The organism is Vibrio sp. B183, from assembly GCF_000740665.1.
Lineage (GTDB): Bacteria > Pseudomonadota > Gammaproteobacteria > Enterobacterales > Vibrionaceae > Vibrio > Vibrio coralliilyticus.
In genome coordinates, this window is record NZ_JPQB01000005.1 from 441,260 (window position 1) to 466,164 (window position 24,905).

A 24,905-nucleotide genomic window follows, 5' to 3' on the forward strand; every position below is an offset into this window, starting at 1 on the left:
AAAAAGGCGAACAGTATTAAACTCGAACCAGTTGTTTACCGAAGTGCTTCCCTTCCAATAGATCGACAAAGGCCTGCGGTGCGTTTTCCAATCCTTCGGTCACCGTTTCACGAAATTTGAGCTGACCACTTTCCGCTGCGGCGGTCAGCCAACTGATAGAGCTGGCATAATCATTGACCCACTCGGTCACCAGAAAGAATCGATTTTCCGGTGCACTAGGCAATGAGGAGTAGAAACGGGATAACGTCGAGGCATCCACATCTTTACCCTTGTTGTATAATGCTGCGCTACCACAGATTGGCACTCTGGCGCCTTCGTTTAAATGACGTGCAACCAAGGAAGAAATACGTCCTCCGACATTTTCAAAATAGATGTCCACGCCGTTCGGACAGGCGGCTTCAATCTCCTCACCCAAATTGTCAGACTTGTAATTGACGCAGGTATCGAAACCCAGTTCATCGACCACATAACGACATTTTTCCTCACTGCCCGCGATACCGACCACTCGGCACCCCGCCATTTTGCCAAGTTGACCGGCAACCGACCCCACAGCACCTGAAGCGGCTGACACCACCATGGTTTCACCCGCTTTAGGTTTGGCAATTTTGTTCAATCCAAAGTACGCCGCTCGACCCGGAGTTCCCGCCACACTGAGAAAGATCGTTGGCGATAGTTCCGTATCTGGCAATCGATAAGTCATGAAATCCGCATCGTTACCGACACAATATTTTTGCCAACCTGAAAAAGTGAACACCCTATCGCCGACCTGATATTTAGGGCTGTTACTTTCGACAACCTTGCCAATGGTTTCTCCCTGAATCACCTCACCCAGTTTGATCGGCTCGACATACGCAGTGTTTTCATTGAGGCGCGGTCGCGTATATGGGTCCATCGAAAGCCAAGTGTTTTCAATTAAAAACTCACCCGGCTTTAACTCGCCAATTGGCTGGTTGGCGATACGAAAATTGCCCGTTGTCGCGGCACCTTGGGGGTGGTTATCAAGCACAATTGATGGGTTAACTAGTTGATTCATAAAGCACCTCATTGAGTTTATAGTGTTGTAATTCGATACCAAGTCACTTGACGCCAAGTAGCTGGGGATTTATGCGCTTGCCTCCGAGGACCAACGAAAGCCGGGCCAGTAAAAACTGAAAGCAATCATCGCCAGCGTCAGTGGCCAGGCGCCAAAGAAAACGAAGTAGTCAGCGTAATCCGGCATATCACGGGAGAACTTAATCACGAGTAGCGCTTTCACTGCGTAAGCGAGAATCCAAACCAGAGAAATCTCCTGCCATACTTGGGCGTATTTTGGCGAGCTATAGACAGGCAACTGCATCAAACGAGGGAGCGCATTTTCCGCCTGAGTACGAACCACTGGGCGGCCAATCATGGAGTAGAAGCCGAACACGACGATGACAGACAGTGATCCGCCTACCGAAAGAAAGACACTTTCTTGGTCAATTCCAAACAGGGTGTAACCATGCAGGTAAAGGTAATGAATGATGCCCGAAACCAAAATCAAAGCGATAATGGACAGAGAACCACTTCGTTTGCTGAACAACTCCAGCAATGCGGAGTAACACGCGGTGACAATCAACGCCGCTCCTGCTCCTACTCCCCAGAATGTCAGGTTGTAAATCAGAATGGGCACTATGATGGTCATTCTTGCTTCTGAAGACAGCAGATAGCTCCAGACACTCATTGATGTTTTATCACTCATGCTGTTTCCTCTTTTTCAGTTGAAGCTGGAAATCACGGTTTGAACACAACACCATGATGGCGGTGGCGAGCATCATGATCCCCATGATCATAAACAGGTCGTTAAAGGCCATGATTTGTGATTGAATTGCCATCCTTTCGCCAAGAATGCTCACCGCAGTTTGTTGAACATTGGTGCTATCAGACGGCAATCCCTGATTGACCAGCAGATTCTTTACCTCACCCAGATAGTGATAAAATTGCTGGCTACCTGTCAGTAAGGTGGATTTGATGGAGTCGAGATGGAAATCGATCCGAGTAGTGAAATAGGTCGACAGTACCGCGGTACCCATTGAGCCACCCAGACTGCGAAATACGTTGATTAACACTGCCGATGAGGCCGCATCCTCTGCTTTAATATTCTGGGTCGCCAACATGGAGAGTGGTACCATGATAAACGGTTGGCCCAGCGCACGAACCAACATCGAGGCGATCATCTGCGGCCCAGCAAAATCAGCATTCATATGGCAGTCCATAAAGGCACTGATGGCCAAACCAACGAAACCGATGAAAATAAGATACTTGGGGTTATAGCGACGAATAAGAAATGGGATCATCGGCAGAATCACCAACTGCGGTAGCCCCATCCAGATAACAACATGACCAATTTCCGTCGCGTTGTAATCGTGAATCATCGTCAGATAATACGGCACTAGAAACAGCGTGCCGTAGATAGCCGAACCCAACATGGCAAAGATGAGCAAAGCATAGGAGTACTGATATTCCTTAAACAGGCGAATGTTAATCAGCGGGTTACGATGTACGATCTGGTCATAGATAAAAATCACAAAGCTGATGGCAGAGAGCACCGCCAGTACGCAAATCATGCGCGAATCGAACCAGCTTTCATCGCCACCTTTTTCCAGAATGACTTCCAGCGTACCGAGAAACATCATCACCGACACAACGCCAACAAAGTCGCCCTGACGAATGATTTGCCAGTTAATGATGGGATGCTTCATTGAACGTTGAATCAGTACCCATGCCACGACTGACGGCAAAACATTGACGTAAAAGATCGCGTGCCATGAAAAGTGTTCAGTGAGCCAACCGCCGATCGCCGGACCTATCGCTGGAGCGAAAGTGGCGATAATACTGAATAACGACATCCCCATAGGGCGTTTTTCTAGCGGCAGGATTTCAATGATCAAACGGAAAGACAGCGGGATCAATGCGCCACCACAAAAGCCCTGCAAAGCGCGGAAGACAATCATCGAGTCCAGATTCCACGCCATCGAACAAAGCAAGGATGAGCCGAGAAAACCGCCGATACACCATAAAGCGTAACGGCCCGTTCCCAGCGCTTTTGATAGCCAGCCACAAAGTGGGATCGCAACAATCTCAGCCGTAAAGTACGACGTCATCAGCCAAGAGGCGTCATCCAGGGACGCAGACAGCGCCCCCTGAATGACTTTCATCGAGGAGTTAGTGATCTGGATGTCCAGAATTGCCATAAAGCCACCGATGAGGCCACCAATGATTGCCCACCACTCCTTCCTTGAAACGACGACTTCGCTTTCCGGTTTTGAAAGTGCGATCGTACTCAAAGCAGCCCCTCCTGTAGACGACTCGCCAAGTCACCAATGTGAGGCGCATTCATCATGGAGATGTGATCGCCCATAGCAGGCAATACGGTCAGAGGCTGCTCGCTGAATGCCTGCCAACCCAGCCCTGATTCTTTCAGTTGCGTACGGCCAGCTAAAATCTCTTCTGCTTCTGCCACGACAATCGGGCCAGAATATCGCTGTCCCTGATATTCATCTGTCGCATTCATGTGAGCCTGAAGAATGGCGAGAAAGTGTTGGAAGTCCTCGGCGCTGATATTATCCGGCACCAAGTTCGCTTTACGAAAGCCCGTCAGAAATACCTGTGTTCTTTCCGCTTGTGACATCTTCGCCAGTTGTGGGCCCGAGGTATCAAAAGACGTTCCGGTAAACAGCTCTACCTTGTGAGCAAAGTAAGCAAGACGCTCATGCTCAGCCATAGTGGCACTGTTATCGACGTTCACTTGAGGGGCTGGTTGGTCAAAAACCAAAACCTTCGGCTTATTTCCGGTCAAGGTCTGAACCTGACACGCCATCTCAAAAGCGATGGTTCCTCCCAGTGACCAACCACCGATGATCAAATCAGAACGTTCTGTCAGTTCGCCGAGCTGCTTCACGTAGTGCTCGGCTAACGCCGACACTTGGCGGTTGTACTCAGCTAACCCCTGAAAATCAGCCACCTGAACACCGTAGACCGGATACTCTTTGCTTAGCCCCTTCACTAACTCGTCGTAACAAAGCACATTACCACCCGCAGGGTGAATCAGCAGTACGGTCGGCTTCTGCTGAGGATTCCCCTGATTGAGCATCACAATCGAAGACCCATATTCAGCGCTATCGGATACCTGTTCGATCAGTTTGCCAAGTCGAGCAACACTGCTGTTTTCCAGTATCTGGCCTAGGGTCAATGTAGTAGAGAACGCTTTATTCACTTCAATCAGCAGTTTCAATGCACTGATGGAATTTCCCCCAAGATTGAAGAACTCGTCATCAATACCGACCTGTTGAGTGTTCAAGGCTTGCTGAAACAACGTCAGCAAACAAGCTTGCATTTGATTGTTCGGAAGGGCAGAAGCTGATGTCTGTAGATTCCGTTTAACCGCAGGTAACGCCTGATAATTGATTTTTCCGCTTGCTGTGATTGGCATAGCATCGAGCCACATCCACACTTCTGGCTGCATGTAAGCGGGTAATTGCTGTCTCAGCTCCGCCTTAATCCCTTCCTGATCGCCAGTTTCACCAGCGACGACATAAGCGACCAAACGGTTGGTGTCCGCGGTTTGCTGCTGAACAACCGCCGCACGTTCAACATTAGCAATCTGGCCTAAAGCCTGCTCAATCTCTGCCAACTCAACTCGATAGCCACGCACTTTGACCTGACGATCCAAGCGACCAAGATATTCAAGGTTGCCATCGGCTAGCAGGCGGCCTTTGTCACCAGTACGGTACAAACGCTCACCCGGTAAATACGGGTGGGGAACAAATTGACGCTGCGTTTGCTCATCGAGGCCAAGGTATCCAGAGGCGAGCTGTGCTCCTCCAATACAAATTTCACCAGGTACGCCCGCAGGAAGCAGTTGTTGATGAGCATCGAGAACCAATACATGACTCCCATCGAGGGCCTGACCAATAGGCGCAACCTGATAACTCAAATCCGCGATGTTGTCGGGAATCGTCAATGTCGTCACGCCCACCGTGCACTCGGTTGGCCCATAGTGATTGACTATCTGGCAGCTTGGTTTGAGCGCTTTGACTTTCTCAACCAGAGAAACAGGCAAACGCTCACCGCCAAGTACCAATGTTTGCTCCGGAAGCAGATGCTGCGCGTTCGGGGCATTCAATAACGCAGACAAATGTGTCGGCGTGATCTTCATACAATCAAGAGGCTTATCTTTTAGATAATTGGCGAGTTGTTCAGGGCTTTCCAGCAGGGCATTGGTCACTATCTCCAGCTCGCCTTGCCCGACCAATGCTGGGAATAGCATGGTATGAGCCAGATCCGTGGAGAAGGACGACATTAAGCCATATCGCGCTCTGTGAGTTTGTTCGAGTACCGGAGCAATCGCTCGGCAATAGTGGCTAAGTTGGGAATGGTGAACACACACACCTTTTGGAGCCCCTGTGCTGCCAGAGGTGTAAATGATGTACGCTGGCCCATCACCAAAATCATCTGGCGGATTAGTGCGTGTTGATGAGGTGTTACTCGTTTCTGTCTTCAGAATATCTACCCAATTTAGTGAAGATTGTGTAGCCAGTGCTTTTAAAGCAATGGGTACTTCACCTACGAGTAAAACACGCTTAACTTTAGCATCGTTTAAGATGAAGCCGATTTTGGATTCCGGCAGATTGATGTCGATAGGAAGATAGCAACCACCCGCTTTCAGAATGGCTAATATCGCTACCACGCTATGCTCACTTTTTTCCATCAGTATCGCGACAGGCTCACCGTGACTCACACCTTGCGAGACCAGTTGCGCTGCCAACTGATTGGCGCGCTCATTGAGAGCGGCATAACTTATTTCACGGCCTTCACAACGCACTGCCACATCTTCAGGGCAAGCTAGCGCCTGTTGCTCAAATTGGTGATGAACTGGCAACGCTTGACTTGCCTCTGTCGGCAAACACGTTTTAAGCAGAGACTGGCGCTCATCTTCAGTCACCAATGACAAGGCTTGAATCGACTGCTGTGGGCGCTCAACCAATGCGGTCAATATGGTGTGTAAATCACGCAGCATTCGCTGCACGGTGGCGCTTTCAAACAGTGCTGTACTGTAGTTGAATGTGCACAGCAAACCGTCGCCGTCTTCCTCAATCCATAGGTTGAGATCCAACTTAGACACACCGTAATCCACTTTGAGTGGCGAATAGCTAAACAAGGTATTGGTTCGCGAGTGCGGATAAACCTGGTAAGTCAGCACAGCCTGATAAAGCGGGTTAACACGTGCATCTCGCGAATAGTAGACAACATCAAGAATGCGATTAAACGGCACGTTCTGATAGGCAATCGCCTCTTCGCTCTCGGTTTTCGCTGCTTCTATCACAGCCGAAAGAGGCAAATCATCATTGAGATTAAAGCGCAATGGTAGCGTGTTCATGAACAGCCCCATCATTTCCTGCGTCTGGGCGTCACTACGATTGGCAAAAGGCACACCAATTACAATATCGTTCTGACTACTGTATTTATGTAGGAGTAACTGGTAGGCCGCCAGCATCAGGTGAAAGGTAGTGGCCCCCTGTTTTGCTGCGCAAGACTGAAGCTGATGACAGAAGTCCGCATCAAGTGGATGGCTGACATAACTTCCCTCAAAATTGAGCGTATCCGGACGAGGGTGATCGGTTGCCAGGTCCAGCACACCTTGAACGCCACTGAGCTTATCGCGCCAATAATTCAGCCCCTCTTCGTATTCACCGTCTTCAAGCCAGCGGCTTTCCTTTAAGGCGTAATCGGTGAATTGCGCTGCATGATCTACCCACTGGCCAAAATAGGTGCTCATGAATTCTTTGAAGCACAAGCTAACGGTCCAACCATCTGAAATAATATGATGGAAGGTCGACATGATGATGTATTCACCTGGTTGAGTTTTTGCCATTCTCCAGCGAAACAGTGGTCCGTTCGTCAGGTCAAAATTCTTTCTGCCTTCTTCACGAGCGACTCGCATGACCCACTGATTTTTATCCGCTTCTGGCATGGCGGTAATGTCATCAAAACCAAAATCAAAACTGGGCTGGTTGTCGATGCACTGGCAAGGCTCGCCATCGACCACTCGGATCGTGGTGCGGAATATGTCGTGATTATTGACCATTTTCGTCAGAGCGCGTTCGACTCTGTCTGGCTCGAACTCGTGATCAATGTGACAAGTGATCGCCAATGGGTTGTTATAGGCTTTATTGTCTTCGAGGAACTGATCCAGTGTCCAAATGCTCTTTTGCGCATTGGTGAGAGGGAATATTTTGCGTTTTGGTTCCGTTGTTGACGAACGGCTCTCTTCCATGAGCTGCGCTTTTTTCTGTTTTTTCTCTCTGGCGAGCCTTTTCAGCTCTTCGAGTCCCATAGAGTTCAAAATCTGATTCGTTTTCGTTGTCATAGCCGTGCCCTTTTACCATTTGGAAGATTTGGCTGCCGTTGCGACAGCCTGAAGGTGATGAACTTCCCGGGCTAATGCCCGGGAAATGGGCGCTATTCGCTCTGAAGAACAGATTCAAACGCTTCGATGATCAGGCCGGACAGCCCTCTTACGGTTTGATCCTGATAGAAGAGATCCACTCGAATATCGACTTCAAACTTGGCTGACACTTTTGACACAATTTGTACCGCCAACAGCGAGTTACCACCAAGCTCGACGAAATTGTCATCAACACCAATACCTGAAATGCCTAGAATCGACTGCCAGACTGCAATGATCTCTTTTTCGATATCGTTTTCAGGTGCCACATACTCAACAGAGAGTTCTGGACGGGCGTGCCCTTGGCTGACTTCCGCTTCCAGCTCTGCCAGCTGTTCATCTTCCTGTTCAGGAATCGCTTCGTAGATAAGCTGGCCCAGATCACTGGTCACCACGACGAGTTGCTCAAACTCTAGGTGTGCAAGCTGTCGTTTCAGTGCATCCAGCCCTTCGTAGAACAGAATGTCCTTGTCGGAGACATCGACGTTAACCTGAGCTACAGCAGACGTTGGCGCAGAAGCAGCAACCTGATTCTCGGCTTTCATACGTACTAGCGTGTAGTTCTCCAAAACCATCAACGGCTTGCTATCAGCGGATAGGAAGACCACATCCAAGATGATGGTGCTGCCTTCCGCCTGATACGGCTGTTTGAGCTTGATGTGCGCGTAGCAATCTCCGTCAAGCGGTGCCAGATAGCTGATCTTGCCGTAGCTGATTGGCAGGTAGTTGTCTGTCGTGATCAGGTTGATACAGCGAATGGATACCGAATCAATCAGTGCTGGGTGATACGGATACTGCTCAAAATCACTCTGGAACTGAGCATCGAGATCTTTATGAATCAGCCACTCATCCTCACCTTGCCATGCACACTTAGGACCATTCCAACGCTCACTGAGCGACAGGAAGGTTTCATCCGTTACAGCATTGACGTAATCTTTGCCGGTTAAGTCATCAGGCAGTTTGTTAATGCAGCGAGACTGAATCGCTTCAAGTGAATCTACAGCGGCAAGGCTCTCTTCACTCTCGACACCACGGCCAAGGTTGCCCAGCGCGTGTTCGTCCCACTCGATGTCACGGACGCCGCGGCTACGAAGGCTAAAGCTGTAGCCCGCGCCTTCACTGCGTACATACAGGCGCATTTCACGCGGCCATGCGTTGTGGTAAATCGCCGGTTTGGTCAACAGCAAGTTCTTAACCTGAAGCGCTTCCTGAGGCTTGAAGTGATTCATCAGGGTATGCAGCATCGACAGTATGGTAGTACCAACCAAGGTCGGTTGATTCGACAAGCTATGCTCGTTGAGTACCCAGTCACTCCGCACATCCAGATTGACTCGATATTCTTCTTCCATACCTTTACGGCCGAGCAGCGTAAGCAGCCCTGTTTGTTCTAAGGGCGCTTCGTTGGCTTTGTTTTTCTCATCCAACTCACGAGCCCACTGAACCGCCATACCGACATCGCCCCATTTGCCCCAGTTGATTGCGATGGTGCGACCGTTTCGATTCTGATTACGGTAGCTGGCAAACACATCCATAAAGGCATTACCGGAACAGTAATCAATTCGAGCTTCATCACCGACAATCGAGCTGATGGAAGAGAACAGCACCATGAAATCAGGCTGGCTGTCTCTGGTCAGGTCATCGAGAATCAGGCTGCCGAGGATTTTCGGCTCCAGAACACTGGCACAATCTTCATCTGACTTGAGCGGAATGATGCCGCCCCCCGCAATACCAGCCGTGTGGAAAATGCCATCAAAGCGATCATAACGTTCAAACACTTCCGACATCGCCACATAATCACAGACGTCCACATTGACTAAATCAATGGTGTTACCTTGCTCCTCAAGACGCAGGATGCCCGCCAATTTTTCACTCATTGGGTCATCGACTGGGTGATTCTGAATCCAGTCATTCCATTGCTCGCGTTCAGGCAGACGACTACGATAGGTCAGAACAAGCGTTGCATTACTCATTTCTGAGATGTGACCAGCCACCAGCATGCCAAGGCCGCCTAATCCACCAGTGATGAGATAAACGCCATCATCTTTGAATTGCGCCGGTAAGCCTGGTTCTTGCTGTTTTAAGTTAACCGCCTGATAGTCTTCCTCCCAGCGGCAACCACCTCGATACGCCACCAGTTGGCCGTCAGTGTTAATACTGCTCTCTGCAATCAGGCAACGTGCTGCTTGCTCTGCCGTCCAATGGCCGGATTCATTCGCTAAGTCCGCAGGCCAGTCGATATCGACTAAATGACACTGAACATCTGGGTACTCGTGGTAGAACACACGCGCAGGCCCGACCAACAGTGCTTTCTCAGGTGCGTAAACTCGCTCCCCAGATACACTGAAGATATTATTGGTCACCAACAACAGGTGAAGATTATCCAGCAAGTTTTCATTCACTAACGCCTGTTGCAGGTACAGCGGGCTGTAGAAAGAATCCAACTGGTGTTCACGGCACAGTTCAAGGTCGACATCACCTTGCTCAGGAGAGAGGTTCCACAGATCAACAATACGAACCGGATTCATCTCTTGAGCTTTGATTGCCTTAAGCACTCGGATGTAGTCTTCACGAGAGGTAGGGTCAATGACAAAACTCTTCGCGCTGTCGCTGGTGACGACATTCTCCTGATAGCAGACGCCTTTGAACACAGTCACCACTTGTTGGCCTGATGCCAGAAGCTGAGTATGCAGCTGATCAGCCACACCATATTCGTCAGCGAAAACCACCCAACAATCATTTTCATCTTGAGTTTGTTTGCTCGGCATGAAGTCAGCAGGAATGGTTCGCTTCCACGCAGGCATATAGAACCAGTCACCAACATCGGTTTTCTTGCGTTTTAAACTGGCTTCCGCACTGCTGCTTGATAGGCTTTCAGCATTACCTGTTTTCAGCTCAGGCAGTTTGAATTCATTTCGCTCGAACGGGTAGCCCGGCAGAGGCAGGCGACGTCGGCGCTCATCACCATAGTAAGATGACCAGTCAATCTCGACGCCGTGCGCCCATAAAGCACCAAGCATTGAGATGAAATACTCACCGGAAATCTCTACTTCTTTGGCCGTAGGCAAAGAGGAGAAGATATCGGCATTCGAACCATCTTCTTCACGGAAGTGTTGCTTTGCCGCAGACTCCAGAGAACGGCCCGGCCCCACTTCTAACGCCACAAAACCATCCTGATGATCGGCCATCAAGGTTTTGAATGCATGCGAGAACAGCACAGGGTTTCTGACGTGGCGCACCCAGTAGTCGCTATCCTGTGCTAATTCGTCACTGATCCATTCACCATTTACCGAAGAGACGAACGGAATCTGCGGCGCATTCAGCTCAATGCCATCGATCACGTCTTTGAACGCTGGCAACATAGGATCCATCATGCTTGAGTGGAAACCGTGTGACGTATCCAAGTGCTTGCAGAAGATGCCTTCTTCTTCCAGCTCATATTGGAATGCTTTTATCGCTTCAAGCTCACCCGCCACCACACAGAGCTCTGGGTAGTTGACCGCCGCGATATCCAGTTCACTGTTTGATAAGCGCTCTGTGAGCTCAGCTTCTTCCATCAGAACGGCTAGCATTGCGCCCGCTGGCAGAGCCTGAACCAGCTTGCCACGAATCGCAACAGCTTTGAGCGCATCTTCTAGCGAGAACACGCCTGACAAACATGCTGCCACGTACTCACCGACACTGTGACCAATCATCACATCGGGCTGAATGCCCCATGACATCCATAGCTGAGCAAGGCTGTACTCAACAACGAACAACGCAGGCTGTGTGAATTGAGTTTCGTTAATACGAGCCGCGGTTTGCTCATCTTGCGGGAAGATAATCTCACGCAGATCCTGTTCTAGAATTGGCATCAGATACTCGCAGCACTGATCCATCGCCTGCTTAAACACCGGATACGTCTGGTAAAGATCGCGAGACATGTTCGGATATTGGTTGCCTTGCCCCGGGAACATAAACACCATTGGTCGCTTTGATTTGTTTCCAGACACAATCTGAGAAGGCTTAGCCAGCGCTTCAATGATGGCCTGACGATCATTGCCAACCACCGAGGTGGAAAATTCGAACTGTTTGCGGCCTACCTGCATGGTGTACGCCACGTCTGCAACATCTGCATCTGGGTTATCTGTCAGGTAACTCGCCAGACGCTGTTTCATCTCATTCAATGCGTTACGACTGCGGGCTGAGAACGGGATCATGAGTGGCGAGTTATGCGCATCACCCGGTAGGGTTTCTGGCGCCGTTTCGAGGATCACACAAGCATTGGTACCTCCGACACCAAAGGAGTTGACCAACGCATTGTTTGGCTTGTCCTGCTGTTTAAATGCCGTCAGTTCGGTATTCATCACGAACGGGCTAGTTTCAAACTCAATGTTTGGATTCGGCTCAGCATAATGCAGTGAAGCTGGAAGCTGTCCGGATTCCAATGCCATTGAGGCTTTAATCAGACTGGCAACGCCCGAGGCAGCATCGGTATGGCCGATGTTAGTTTTGACTGAACCTAAACGACAGAACTGCTCTTTATCTGTGAAGTGGCGGAAGGTTTGCGACAATGACGAAAATTCAATCGGGTCGCCCAACGCTGTCGCCGTACCATGCGCTTCAACAAAGCGGATGTTTTCTACATCAATATCGGCGTTAGAAATCGCCTGCTTCGCGACTTCAACCTGCCCTTCAATACCCGGCGCCGTGAATCCAGCTTTGAGACTGCCATCATTGTTGATTGCCCCGCCTTTGATCACCGCGTAGATGTGGTCACCATCTTTGACTGCGTCTTTAACACGCTTAAGCAGCACAGCACCAACACCGCGGCTAAACACAGTGCCATTGGCACGAGAATCAAACGCGTAACAGCGTCCATCCGCTGACTCCATACCACCTTGCATATATTTGTAGCCGCGGCGCTCCGGTGTATCGATGGATACACCACCAGCAACCACGAGGTCACTTTCACGGCTTAATAGACTGTTAATCCCCATTACCACGGCCACCATTGCGGTTGAACAGGCCGTCTGCACATTCACGCTTGGCCCTTTTAAGTCCAGCTTGTAGGAGACTCGCGTTGTGACATAGTCTTTATCGTTATTGGTCACAACGGATGCGCCACTGGCAAACTGGCTAACGCCCGGATGGGAATGGACTTTGTTCAAATGCCACGCTGTGCCTGTACCGCCAAAAACACCCACTTTGCCCGGATAACTCGAAGGCACGTACCCCGCATCTTCAAAAGCATGCCAACTGCTTTCCAGAAACGCACGGTGTTGAGGATCCATGATTTCCGCGTCACGAGGAGTAATATCAAAGAAGTGCGCATCGAAATGTTGCGCGTTGCCGAGAATACCTCGGCGAGGAATGTAGTTGGGTGAGGCAATCAATTCTTCATCGACACCCGACTCGCGAAGCTCTTGTTCGCTAAATGTTGTGATGGTTTCCAGCCCTTCAGCGAGGTTCTTCCAGAACGTCGTGATGTCTTCTGCACCAGGGAATCGGCCTGACATGCCAATAATAGCTATATCTTTATCGCGCAGTGTTGCTTGGTCTTTCATATGCTACCTCACGGGTTGTATGTCGTATTTATTTGTACTTATTTCGGGAAAAACGGCCCCTCTCCTTTGAAAAGAAAGGAGTGTTTCAATCAGCGAATAAAATGAACTTGTCTTCTAGGTAAAACTATTTAGCGAAGTTTTAATTCGATTTTTCTAATAACACCTGAGGGTATTTTTTAGATATATTCTTACTTAGCGAATCCACTGTAGGGCATTGAAATAGCTCGATAATATTAATCGGAATTCCAAGCTGTCTTTTTATTTCCCTGTGTACTTTACTCATTAATAATGAGTTGCCTCCTGCATCAAAGAAGTTCTCATCTCGGGCAATTTTTTTAACGTCTAAAACCGATTGCCAGATTGAGAGAACACGGTTTTCAATTTCAGGTGTCATATTGGGTTTGTTATTCGACATAGTGCTAGAACCTTCTAATTAGTGAGCGTTTAAAGCTGACTTGCTAACTTTCCCATTAGGGAGCGTGGGTAAGCTATCAACGGAGTAATATCGGGAGGGTTGCATGTAATAAGGCAATACTTTTGCCAATTGTTCTTTGATCACTTGCACATCAGCGTTGGACTGCTGAGAGGGCACATAAAAGGCAGTCAGGTAAGATGCCTTACCGTCATCGCTGCTATCCACAATCACTGCAGCGTGAGAAATGCTGGGCATCGCTTGTAGCTGAGCTTCAATTTCGGCCAGCTCAATTCGGTGACCGCGCAGTTTAATTTGTGAATCGGTTCGGCCGTGGAACAGTAACGCACCGTCTTCTCTGGTACTCACCAAATCGCCTGTGCGATACATTTTCTCTCCACTCTGCTTAGCAAAGGGATGATCAACAAAGCGCTCTAGGGTGAGGTCGGCACGTTTGAGGTAACCTTTCGCCAGAATATCTCCGGCTAAATACAATTCACCGCACTGCCCTTGCTTTACTGGCAGCAGAGCTTCATCAAGGACAAGCACTTCTGCGTGCGGAATCGGGCGGCCAATCGGCACGACTTTTTCTGCACACTGTGGCTGGCAGTACCAATGACAAGCAAAAATGGTGGCTTCTGTCGGCCCGTAGAGGTTGTGGATATGACCCAGATACTGCGCCGACAAGTCGTCCACCAAGCGTTGCGGCAGCGCTTCTCCACCAGAGAAGATGTGCTCTAGCGAGGTACATTGTTTCAGTACATCCGCATCAACAATGATACGTAGTGCGGTTGGCACAAACTGAGCGACAGTGACCTGATGCTGCTCAACGAAGTCAGCCAACAGCACGGGATCATACTTAGCATCTTCAGCAATCAGTGCGCAGCTTGCTCCAGTCATCAGAGGCCAGAACATTTCCCAGACTGAAATATCAAAGCTGAATGTAGTCTGATTCAATACCCGACTGTTTGTCGTCAGTTGAAAGGCATCTTGCATCCAGTTGAGGTAATTCACCACCGTATGATGCGCGATCATCACGCCCTTAGGCTTACCGGTTGAGCCCGAAGTGTACATGATGTAACACAAGCTCTGTTCGTCTACCTGCGGTAAGTCTGGGGTTGTCACGCTGGAAAAATCTATGCTATTCACATCCAACGTTGGAAGATCATTGCTAAGCCAATCCATGCTATTCAAATTGTCAGTGATCACCAGTTTGGCTTCCGAGTGCTCTGCCATGTAAGCAAGGCGATCGCTTGGGTAATAAGGATCGAGCGGTAAGTAACAAGCCCCTGATTTCAATATACCCAATATGGTCGCAACAAGGTTATTGCAGCGATTCATGTAGATGCCGACAACATCGCCTGATGTAATGCCAGAGCGGATTAATGACTGAGCAATATTATTGGCGCGCAGTTCCAGTTGGCGGTATGTGATGTTTTCGCTGTCACTTCGCAGAGCGATATTATCCGGTGTTTTGGCGCACTGATGAGCAAACTGACGGTGGATCAATTTTGACATTGTATTCATCTCCCCATATTTAATCGTTATTCATCTCCGGCTCCCTGCGAGCCGGAGACACTCCGCATTACAGAGATAATGTGTCTGAAATCAGAGCCAAGTATTGTTCTGCCAACAAGGTGATCTGCTGTTTGGTAAACGCCGTACTTTCATAATCGAAATTGAGGGTCAACTGCTCGCCGTCATCGACAGTTAGAGTCAAATCGCATCGAGCGGATTTCTCAGCGATGTGTTGAACTTTCATGCGGCAGCCTTGCACCTCTGTAGCTTCCGGCATCGCAGACAAATAATTAAACGTGACAGGGAAACGTAGTTTCTCGAGCCAGCCTTTGCTTCGCATTTCATCAGCAAGTTCTAGGTAGGACACGGACTGATTTTCTATCAACGAGTAGATCGCTTTGCTGCTGGCTTTAATCAAACTCACAACGCTATCAACCTGATCAACCTGTTCGTGGTAGGTGACCATGTTGACGAAACAGCCGATCTGACCATCGTGCTGACAAAGGGCTCTATTGGAGACAGGCAGGCCAATCGTTATGTTGTGATAACGAGTTTCGTGGTTTAACACGAGGTTAAACAGCGTGAGTAACATGACATAAGCCGTTGTATTGTGTGCGTGGGCAAAGTCTTTTATCGCTTGGCTGAAAGGCAGGGAAAGTTCCACAGCGTAGCCTTGTGGTGACGGGTAATCTGCTTTTGGGTACAACGAACTATCCGCACCTTTCGTCAGATAGCGATTCAATGCCGACAACCAAAATTGCATCTGGCTCTCTTCATCCACCATCGCACCGCGATGCTGTTTCAAGCTCAAGTGGTGTTGGTGATGCTGCGCAAAACCATAATCTCCTGCCATATAAGCGCGATAAGCCTGAACAAATTGCTCAAAGAATATGCCAATGGAATCATGGTCAAACACAGCGTGGTGGACACGAACAACGATCACATGCTCATCGTCACTATTGCTCAATAACGCAAGGCGAATCGGCGGCTCTCTGTCAATGTCGATGTCCGGCATGTCTGCCATATCCAGCAAATCACAATGCGACATTTCACTGAGTTTGCCCGACACATGCTCAACCTTGCGGTGCGGAATCTCTACTTTACCTGCACCATAGCCACCTTCTTTAGCGGTAAAGTTATCGAGATCAAATTGAGTAGTCAGGATTGGGTTGCTGGCCAACACCCGATTGAGGCACCATTCCACACTCTCCGTACTTGCCTTTCCTTCAAGGTAAATACAGAACGCAGGCTGGTAGGCTTTCGGGTTAGCGCTGGTTTGTTCTAACGTCAGGAAGTAAGCCTGTTGCGATGTGAGCGGTTCGAATTGCGCTTCTTGATTCTTCTCATTTGGAGTGGATGTCGCGTCATCCAAGTCATCCGCTAGGTAATAAGGTACGACCGCAGCCAATTTACGCGGCGTCGCATTGCTGAAAAAGAGCTTGAAATCTATCTCGCTGTAGAGGCGGCGTCGAATCAGGGTTCTGGCACGCATCGCTTGCAAGGAGTTCCCGCCTAAGTCAAAGAAGTCATCATCAACCCCTAGGCCACTAAAACCGAGCACTTCTTGCCAGATGTCCACAAGGTCCCGTTCAAGGTCATTGGCGGGTACGCTGCAATCATAATTCAGTTCTGGCCTTACTGGCGCTGGCTCGGGCAGACGAGCGCTATCTAGTTTTCCATTCGGTAGTTTTGGAAAGCTTTCAAGGTAAACAAATTGAGCGGGCATCATCGCGCTCGGGCAGCGCTCGCTAAGGAAAGCACGTAGATCCCAGGCACTTGGTTTTTTGTCCGTCAGCAAGTAAGCCACCAGCCCACCATTGACCATTTTCACCGCAGCGTCGGCTACTTCACTATGCTGACGAAGATTGGCTTCTATTTCGCCCAACTCAACTCGCACTCCGTGAATTTTCACCTGACGATCTTTGCGACCTAGGCACACCATGTCTCCGTTTGCGTTGAACTGACCCAAATCTCCGGTGCGATGCGCGCTATGGCCGCGATGAGAGAAGAAACGCTCTGCGCTCAATTCAGGTCGATGACTGTATCCGCGAGCCACGCCCGGGCCGCATATACAGATTTCACCCACGCTGCCGTCTGTCACTAATGCGCCCTTTTCATCGAGCAGAAACAACTCACTTCCTGCCAACGCTTTGCCTATAGTCACGGGCTGGTCTGGCTCTAACTCAGTAAACGCACAGTTTGCAACGGTTTCAGTCGGGCCATATAGGTTAAACAAACGCACATTCTCGATGCTGTCGAACGTACGTTGCTTAATGTCTTCACCGATAGGTTCTCCGGATAGAAAAACGGTTTCAGGCAGAGATAGCGCGCTATCGACTGAGCAGCGGTAATTGAGTAGCTCATTCCATATTGTAGGGACACAGTAGATCGCCGTGTTGGTTCGATTCTGGTACCAATCAAAGAGCCGTTGCGGGTTGTTCAAAGTACCTTCAGGAAGAATATGAAGGGTGTCGCCACGTAGCAACGGAGCAAACAATTGAGTCACCGCAGCCGCAAAGCTTAGAGAGGAGGCGAGCGGAAGAGTTGCCTGAGTTTCAGGCCATAAATCGTGATTAAACCAATCGAGATAATACGCCATGCTACCATGTTCAACTTCTACCCCTTTTGGCACACCCGTCGAGCCTGATGTGTAAAGGGTATAAGCCAAATCAGAATGGCTTACCTTCGGCAATGATTGGCAGTGTAGAGTGCCAGCTAGATCAAGCGCTGCAACATTCAGCTTCTCTGTATCGCACTCAGCCATGCTCGGTTTCTTGCTCAGTAGCTCATCGGTAATGATGAGGAATGCACCGGAATCATCCAAAATTTGCTGAATGCGTTTTGTCGGCTGGAACGAAGAGAGAGGCACATAACTGAACCCAGCTTTCATTACCCCCAGTATCACCACAGGCAACATCAGGCTAGGTTCAAGGTAAACCGCCACTTTGCCTTTATTGCCATCAGGATATTGATTAACTAAGTAGCTCGCTAATTGGTTTGATTGCAGCTCAAGCTCAGAATAGGTCAGCGACTTGTCTTTGTAGATAACCGCTATTGCCTCAGGGGAAATCGACGATTGCATTGAAATAGTTTCAAATACAGGATTGTTATTTTTCACAATATTTACCTCGCTGGTTAAGGTATTCCTGAAGTCATGCGAGAATATTTTCTTGCTGACCGGTTTCTACAAATAAAAGTTAGACATGAAAACTTAGGATTTAATTAAGGAAACAAATTGGTTTTAAGCATCAAAGTTTTCAAGGCAGAGATAGGGAGGAAATAAAAACCAAATAACAACAACTTATGGAGATAAAACTTACTTTAAATTCAACATTATCAATTATAAACTGACTTTAAATCGACTATAAACAGACATAAAAAACACTTTAGAATTAAATTTATTCTCTTTTTATAAATAAAGGAATAACTCAAATATAATCATCAAGTAATAATGATAAAACCTTCATTAGTAGCCTACGCCGCCAATAATATTCTGTACTCATTCAATCTTAATTAAATATTAAGTTTTCAAAGCTAGCTTGCTAAATACGCAATAAATAACGGTTTAATGAGGTCGTTTATGAGTAATGTAGAGTCCACTAAAAAGATATCTGAAATCATGATGCTGCCTCTGGCAGCCAAAGCACTCAATGTGGCCGCAGAACTGGGGCTTGCCGACTTATTAAAAGAGGGCTCGCTCGACATCGACGCACTCGCTTTAGCTTGTAATGCGGATAAGACGGTCCTGCTAAATACGCTTAAGGTCGTCGAGCTGTTTGGTTTTTTTAATGTTGAAGATGATCGAATGATCAGCAATAACACGCATTCCATGCTGCTTCTTTCCGACCACCCCCAATCTATGCGGCATTTCTGCCGACTGTTCGGCGAAGAATATTATCGCGGCTATGAGGGACTACTCCATACCTGTAAAACTGGAGACTCCGGATTCAAACACATCTATGATCAGACGCTTTACCAGTATTTGGAATCCACACCTTCTCGTTCCCCCGTGTATGATCTTGCTATGCGTGACTTTTCAAGACCAGTGGGCGCAGAGCTCACCAGAGTTTTTCCAGATATGTTCAGTTTTGCAGGTAGCTTGATGGACATTGGCGGCGGAAGCGGCGTGATTACGGCAGAGTTACTCCATCGCTACGAACATCTGTCTGGGTGTATCTTTGACCGAGAAGAAGTGTGCGAGCAAAGTTGGCAGTACCTGCCCAGCGACATTCACGACAGAGTTGAGGTCTGCTGCGGCGATTTCTTCGATTCTATCCCCTCCGGCTACGATATTTATCTGCTGAAAAACGTCCTGCACAACTGGAATACACAGTCTTGTAAAGACATACTCGACACGGTTGCTCGATCGCTAGAAGACAATCGCCTGCTGGTGATTGAACCTCTCGTTGAAGACGGTGAGCGCTCTCCACGACTGCTGTTAAACGCCCTCTTCCAATCGGTTATCTGTGAAGACGGCACCCATCAACGCAGCTTAAGCGATATGGAAAAGCTACTCGCCAAATCAAATCTACGCGTCGCCCGTAGTGCAAAACTCGCCACGGGACACACTGTGATGGAAGTGATGAAAGGCTAGTTGGTAACGGAATGTAACGGGCTTTTCCAACGGCTTATATGACCATTAAAGCCCGTATCACTTAACTTTAATTAACTTAGGACTCAAAAAGCCGTTCTCTTTATCCATTCTGCTAGTTCCTGATTCATTCTCAAAGCACGCTGATTAACATTTCGTTCACATTCAGTTCATACAAAATGACATAGCGTAAATTGTCCTACCGCCAGTGAAAGGATGCTTAAACGATGAAACTGACTCAGTTAGCAACATTGATCTCATTGACTACTCTAAGTACGACCCCGTCTTTCGCTCAAGACCATACCAATCAGATAGTGAGCAAACGCCCCAATATTGTCGTTATTATGGCTGAAGACCTCAGCCCAAGGTTTGGAGCTTATGGTGATAAGGTCGCCAAAACACCAAACATTGACGCCTTCGCCGATCAAGCTGTCCGGTTTGACAATGCGTATGCCATGGCACCCATTTCAGCCCCTAGCCGAGCGGGAGTCATTACTGGAAGGTTCCCTAATTCAATAGGCCTTCAGCATATGCGCACTGTTCAATTCAAAGAAAACCCCTATGTGGGCGTGCCACCAGAGCACATCAAAGCTTATCCGGAAATATTACGCCGCAATAACTACTTTACGTATAACGACACCAAAACTGACTATCAGTTTACCAATGGACTCGCTGATCCCGGTCCATTTACTATCTGGGATCGGCAGGGCAAATACTCTGACCTGACTGACCAGAACATCCCCTTTCCATGGAGAGAGTTTGACCTACAGGGCAAAAATTTTTATCTGCGCTACAACCCACAGATCACCCACGAATCCTCCGTCTACTTTGCCGATACCGCCCATCAATCTATGCAGTCTTATATCGAAAAATGGGATGAGTTGAGACAGCTTTACCAGATTGAAAGAACCAACGTAAAAGACGTGACGGTGCCTGACTTTTTGCCCGATACGCCAGAAGTACGTCGTGATATCGCCAGACACTACGACAATATTCAGATCCTTGATCGCCAAATTGGCAAACTGTTCGCAGCATTAAAAAAAGACAATCTCTGGGATAACACCATTGTCATCATCACCTCTGATCACGGAGATGGTTTACCTCGACACAAACGCACTCTTTATGACACAGGACTTCAGGTTCCGTTTATTGCCTACGTGCCGGAACAATACCAACCGTCAGGCTGGAAACAAGCGGGTCAAGCAGATCAACGACTGGTGTCATTTGAGGATCTCGCGCCTACCCTTCTGGGCTTCGCAGGGGCTGAAATACCGGACTACATGCAAGGAAACGATCTATCAGCAGACGATTCCACACCTCGCCAATACGCCTATTCCGTTCGAGACAGAATGGGGGCAGTTGTCTATCGCGGACGCACGGTAAGAGATGAGCGATTCCGCTATATCAGGAATTACAATCAAGCACCGGAAGACTTTGATTCACTTTTCAGCTTATCGCAGGGCGCCGTTCAATCCCTATTAGAAGGCAGAGATGATCAGACGCTGACTCGAGAGCAAGCTCAGATATTTGCCGCCAAACCAGAAGAAGAACTTTACGATACAGTGAGTGATCCGCAGCAGTTACACAACCTTGCCGACAATCCTGCTTATCAGGATGAGTTAGAAAGGTTCAGGCTCGCTCTCGCCGAGTGGCAATCTCGCTACGCAGATTTGAGTCTGATTCCTGAGGAAAAGCTCGCCCAAGCTGCCAACAATCAACATAATCAGCAATCGACCACGCAAGCACCTTACGCAAATTTTGATTCTCTCACCAACCGATTCAGCATTTCGAACATAACCAGCGGAGCTTCCATCGGTTACCAACTCGATAACGGAGACTGGCAACTCTACACAGGCACTTTTGAAGTCCCACCGGGAACACGCCATATAGCGTATAAAGCCGTTCGCTACGGTTGGAAAGAGAGCGAAGCTCAGCGTTATCAGATCACCAATGATACCAACACCCACAGGGAGGATTCATGATGATTGATGTTATCGCTAAGCCTTCTGGGTCTCGTTGTAACCTCGATTGCGATTACTGTTATTACCTAGGCAAATCTGCGCTCTATGACAAAAGCGAAAGTACGATGAGTGAGTCAATGCTTGATCTATTCATTCAGCGCAGTATCGAAACACAAGGCTCGAATGCAACCTATTACAGCTTCACCTGGCATGGAGGAGAAGCGACTTTACTTGGGGTAGAGTTCTATCGCACGGCTGTAAGGTTGCAAAAGCAGTACGCCAAAGGGAAACCCTGCATCAACCACTTTCAAACCAACGGTATTTTGCTTAATGATGAATGGTGCCAATTTTTTGCCCAAGAAGGCTTCCTGGTCGGAATATCCATTGACGGAACACAGCAACAGCACAATAAGTTTCGGAAAAACCGGGCTAAACGGGGTACACACAAACAAGTAACAACAGCAATTAATTTGCTGCAAAAACATGACGTTGAGTTCAATGCGCTTATTGTTATCAGTCAAGCTAACGTCACGCATCCTCTCGCCCTTTATCACCACCTAATACAATTAGGGATCAGCTACTTTCAGTTCATCCCTTTGGTTGAAGAGACAGATCAGTTTTACAACCAGTCGGAGATGATCATATCGCCTTCGTCTGCCCCAGAACTGATGGCATGGTCACTCAAGCCCGGCCAATACGCTAACTTCCTCAACGCCATATTTGATGAATGGTTCCGTGACGACATCGGTCACGTGTTCATTAATATTTTTGAGACAACGTTGGGGATACTGGTCGACGGCCAAAGTAATACCTGCGTGTTCAGCAAAACATGTGGTCAGAACCTCGCGTTGGAGCATAATGGTGATGTGTACTCGTGTGATCATTTTGTCTACAAAGAAACCAAGTTAGGCAATATCGAGCATCAGTCCTTTGCCAGTATGTTATTGTCAGAAAAGCAGAAACAGTTTGGTTCCAATAAATACACCAGCCTTGCCAAAGAGTGTACGAGCTGTGCCTACCTCCATCTATGCTACGGTGGATGCCCCAAAGATCGCATCGCGACGACAGCAAATGGCAATGCAAACCTGAACTATTTTTGTCAGGACTATCAAGCCTATTATCGCCACGTGTTACCCAGCTTTGCTTTCCTTACCCAATGCCTTGAACAAGAAATGACATTGCAGGAAGTGAAAAACGCCATTCATAAACAGCAATACAAACAACATTAACGAAAAGGGCAGGTTTAACTGCCCTAACTGATTCCTATACCCACTCTTATTCTATGCCCATCTTATTATTCATCACGCAAATAAATAACAAACAAAATGCATATTAACTCGTCATGTGTCACGAAATTGCCGATAAGTAAATTATCAATAAAAAGACCACAAAAATCGCATAACTAATTGAAAATGTTGATTTTGAGATCTAGAACATTAGCTCTACCTATGAATTACATCTTTCTCATTTGTATTATTTGATATGCATTCATTTTTATAAAATATGTTAATTTTAACATTTTTATAACTTAATCTTTTGTGAAGAATTGAATGGATTGTTTAAAAAGGAGTCACACATGCAAGTAAGCATAACAACAAAAAAATCCATTCTCGCGACTGTTATCAGTACCACCATGCTATCAGGGTGTTTCTGGGACGATCCACGTGAGGTGGCAAAATACGTCAGTGAAAACATTGATAGAGATGAAGTTGTCAGCCACCTAGTAACGCTAGAAGGTTTGGCTTCTGCCACTACAGATGGCAATTCCATTACTCGTGCAGCCGGCACCAAGGGTTACGCCAACTCGGTTGAGTTCATTGTCGAAACAATGAAAGAACATGGTTACATCGTTACTACACAAGAGTTTGACTTCCGCGCTTGGGAAGAGCTAGCTGGCACGAAAGCCAACGTCGATGGCAAAGATCTCATCAGCGTACGTGAAGCTGATGAAGGTGTTGAAGCAGACTTTGCCGTCATGTCTTACTCAGGTAATTCCAACGGTCAGGTTAGTGGCGAGCTCGCGTTCGTTACACCAGATTTCCGTTTTGATGCTCCCGATTACGACAGCACTGATGGCTGTGAAGCGTCTGACTTTACGGGCAAAGACGTAGCAGGCAAGATTGCCGTTATCCAACGTGGTGGCTGTGCATTTGATGCAAAAGTTGTCAACGCAGAGAACGCAGGAGCGAAAGCGGTTATCGTCTTCAACCAAGGCAACGATGAAGGCAGAAAGTCTGTCGTTAACGGTACGCTAGGCAGTGATACGAAAGCAACCATCGCCGCTTTAGGCGCGCGCTTCGATCTTGGTCAAGAGTGGTACAACAAAGCACAATCTGAAACGGTATTGGCAAATCTTACGGTCAATGTGAAAGATGAAGACGTCGTAACGCAAAACATTCTTGCTGAAACCCCTCGCGGTAACGACGATCAAGTCGTCATGCTTGGTGCTCACCTAGATTCTGTTCCAGAAGGTCCAGGTATCAACGATAACGGCACAGGTACGGCTGGCCTACTTGAATACGCGGTGACCCTATCTGAGCTTGAAGTACCAGTGAAGAATAAAGTACGCTTCGCATGGTGGGCGGCTGAAGAAGCAGGTCTAGTGGGTTCTGAGTACTACACCAATGACTTGTTCCAACCAATCTACAATGACGCACAGGCTCAAATTCTTGAAGAACTTGGTTTGAAAGATCCAAGTGAGCTAACGCCTGAGCAAGTAGAACTGGTTGAAGCTCGTTACACTGAGCTCAATAAAGTGAAGCTGTACCTGAACTTCGACATGATTGGTTCACCGAACTACATCTATGGTGTGATGGACGGCGACTTGTCAGATACTAAAGACAGCCCAGATAACGCTTACACTGGCGATTTCAAACCGCCATACGGCACATCTGACATCGAGTCTATCTTCCAGGAATTCTTTACTGATAAAGAAGAAGCGACCATTCCTCAAGCTCTATCGAAACGTTCTGACTACGCAGGTTTCGCTGACTGGGGTGTTGCATTTGGTGGCCTGTTCACTGGTGCAGAGAAAGTGAAAACAGCTGAAGAAGTTGAGAAATTCGGCGGTGACATCGACGTGTCTTACGATAAGTGTTACCACCAGGCGTGTGATGACGTGAATAACGTTAACCAGAACGCGCTTTACACCAATACTCAGTCACTTGCTTACGTAACAACTTACTACGCAATGAGCAAACAGTTGTTCCCAGAGCAGCCGGCAGAACCAGAAGTGAAAGCACAACGTGCCTTCTCTACTGCTGAAGCGCCAAAAGAGAAACTACGCATTGGCGAAAGACTCAAAGCGGCAGATAGCGTCTCTGACCACGATCACTTCCACGGTGACTTTGATCAAGACCTGAAATAATCACCTTTCGTAATACAAACGCCGTGCCTCGCTCGGCGTTTTTCGTTC

12 protein-coding genes are annotated in these 24,905 nt (G+C 48.1%); 4 read left to right on the forward strand and 8 right to left on the reverse strand.

Annotation, left to right across the window (positions count from 1 at the left end; genetic code table 11):
• Positions 1 to 16: 16 nt before the first annotated feature.
• The 8 genes from IX95_RS07710 to IX95_RS07745 all read right to left on the reverse strand — a co-directional run bounded on the left by IX95_RS07710 (position 17) and on the right by IX95_RS07745 (position 18,056).
• The gene (locus IX95_RS07710; protein ID WP_038158405.1) at positions 17 to 1,033 is read right to left on the reverse strand and encodes an NADP-dependent oxidoreductase; all 1,017 of its coding nucleotides are present in this window, start codon (positions 1,031 to 1,033) and stop codon (positions 17 to 19) included.
• 69 nt (positions 1,034 to 1,102) lie between these two features.
• On the reverse strand, positions 1,103 to 1,720 hold the full coding sequence (locus tag IX95_RS07715; RefSeq protein ID WP_038158407.1) for a hypothetical protein: 618 nt from the start codon (positions 1,718 to 1,720) through the stop codon (positions 1,103 to 1,105).
• Positions 1,713 to 3,305: an MDR family MFS transporter gene (locus IX95_RS07720; protein ID WP_051912498.1), complete on the reverse strand. Its 1,593-nt coding sequence runs from the start codon at positions 3,303 to 3,305 to the stop codon at positions 1,713 to 1,715. Before IX95_RS07720 ends, IX95_RS07715 begins: the two co-directional genes overlap by 8 nt.
• Entirely contained in the window at positions 3,302 to 7,387 is a 4,086-nt protein-coding gene (locus IX95_RS07725) for a non-ribosomal peptide synthetase (RefSeq protein ID WP_038158409.1), read from the reverse strand. The genes IX95_RS07720 and IX95_RS07725 overlap by 4 nt, the downstream gene beginning before the upstream one ends.
• A 92-nt stretch (positions 7,388 to 7,479) precedes the next feature.
• Complete coding sequence (locus IX95_RS07730) at positions 7,480 to 13,008, reverse strand: type I polyketide synthase (RefSeq protein ID WP_038158410.1); 5,529 nt, start codon at positions 13,006 to 13,008, stop codon at positions 7,480 to 7,482.
• A gap of 139 nt (positions 13,009 to 13,147) precedes the next feature.
• Positions 13,148 to 13,423 (reverse strand): acyl carrier protein, encoded by a 276-nt coding sequence (locus IX95_RS07735; RefSeq protein ID WP_019276642.1) that lies wholly within the window; start codon positions 13,421 to 13,423, stop codon positions 13,148 to 13,150.
• An 18-nt stretch (positions 13,424 to 13,441) separates the two neighbouring features.
• On the reverse strand, positions 13,442 to 14,938 hold the full coding sequence (locus tag IX95_RS07740; protein WP_038158412.1) for a non-ribosomal peptide synthetase: 1,497 nt from the start codon (positions 14,936 to 14,938) through the stop codon (positions 13,442 to 13,444).
• A 67-nt stretch (positions 14,939 to 15,005) separates the two neighbouring features.
• Complete coding sequence (locus IX95_RS07745) at positions 15,006 to 18,056, reverse strand: non-ribosomal peptide synthetase (protein WP_038158413.1); 3,051 nt, start codon at positions 18,054 to 18,056, stop codon at positions 15,006 to 15,008.
• A 462-nt stretch (positions 18,057 to 18,518) separates the two neighbouring features.
• On the opposite strand from IX95_RS07745, the gene IX95_RS07750 reads away from it, so the two are divergent.
• From IX95_RS07750 to IX95_RS07765, 4 genes are all read left to right on the forward strand, one after another.
• Positions 18,519 to 19,532, forward strand: a complete 1,014-nt coding sequence (locus IX95_RS07750) for a methyltransferase (protein ID WP_038158415.1) — start codon at positions 18,519 to 18,521, stop codon at positions 19,530 to 19,532.
• 224 nt (positions 19,533 to 19,756) lie between these two features.
• On the forward strand, positions 19,757 to 21,511 hold the full coding sequence (locus IX95_RS07755; RefSeq protein ID WP_051912500.1) for a sulfatase family protein: 1,755 nt from the start codon (positions 19,757 to 19,759) through the stop codon (positions 21,509 to 21,511).
• Positions 21,508 to 22,719 (forward strand): anaerobic sulfatase maturase, encoded by a 1,212-nt coding sequence (locus tag IX95_RS07760; protein WP_038158417.1) that lies wholly within the window; start codon positions 21,508 to 21,510, stop codon positions 22,717 to 22,719. The genes IX95_RS07755 and IX95_RS07760 overlap by 4 nt, the downstream gene beginning before the upstream one ends.
• A gap of 347 nt (positions 22,720 to 23,066) precedes the next feature.
• Positions 23,067 to 24,857 carry a M28 family metallopeptidase gene (locus IX95_RS07765; protein ID WP_038158419.1) on the forward strand — a complete coding sequence of 597 codons (1,791 nt, stop codon included), beginning with the start codon at positions 23,067 to 23,069 and terminating at the stop codon, positions 24,855 to 24,857.
• The last annotated feature ends 48 nt before the right edge of the window (positions 24,858 to 24,905 follow it).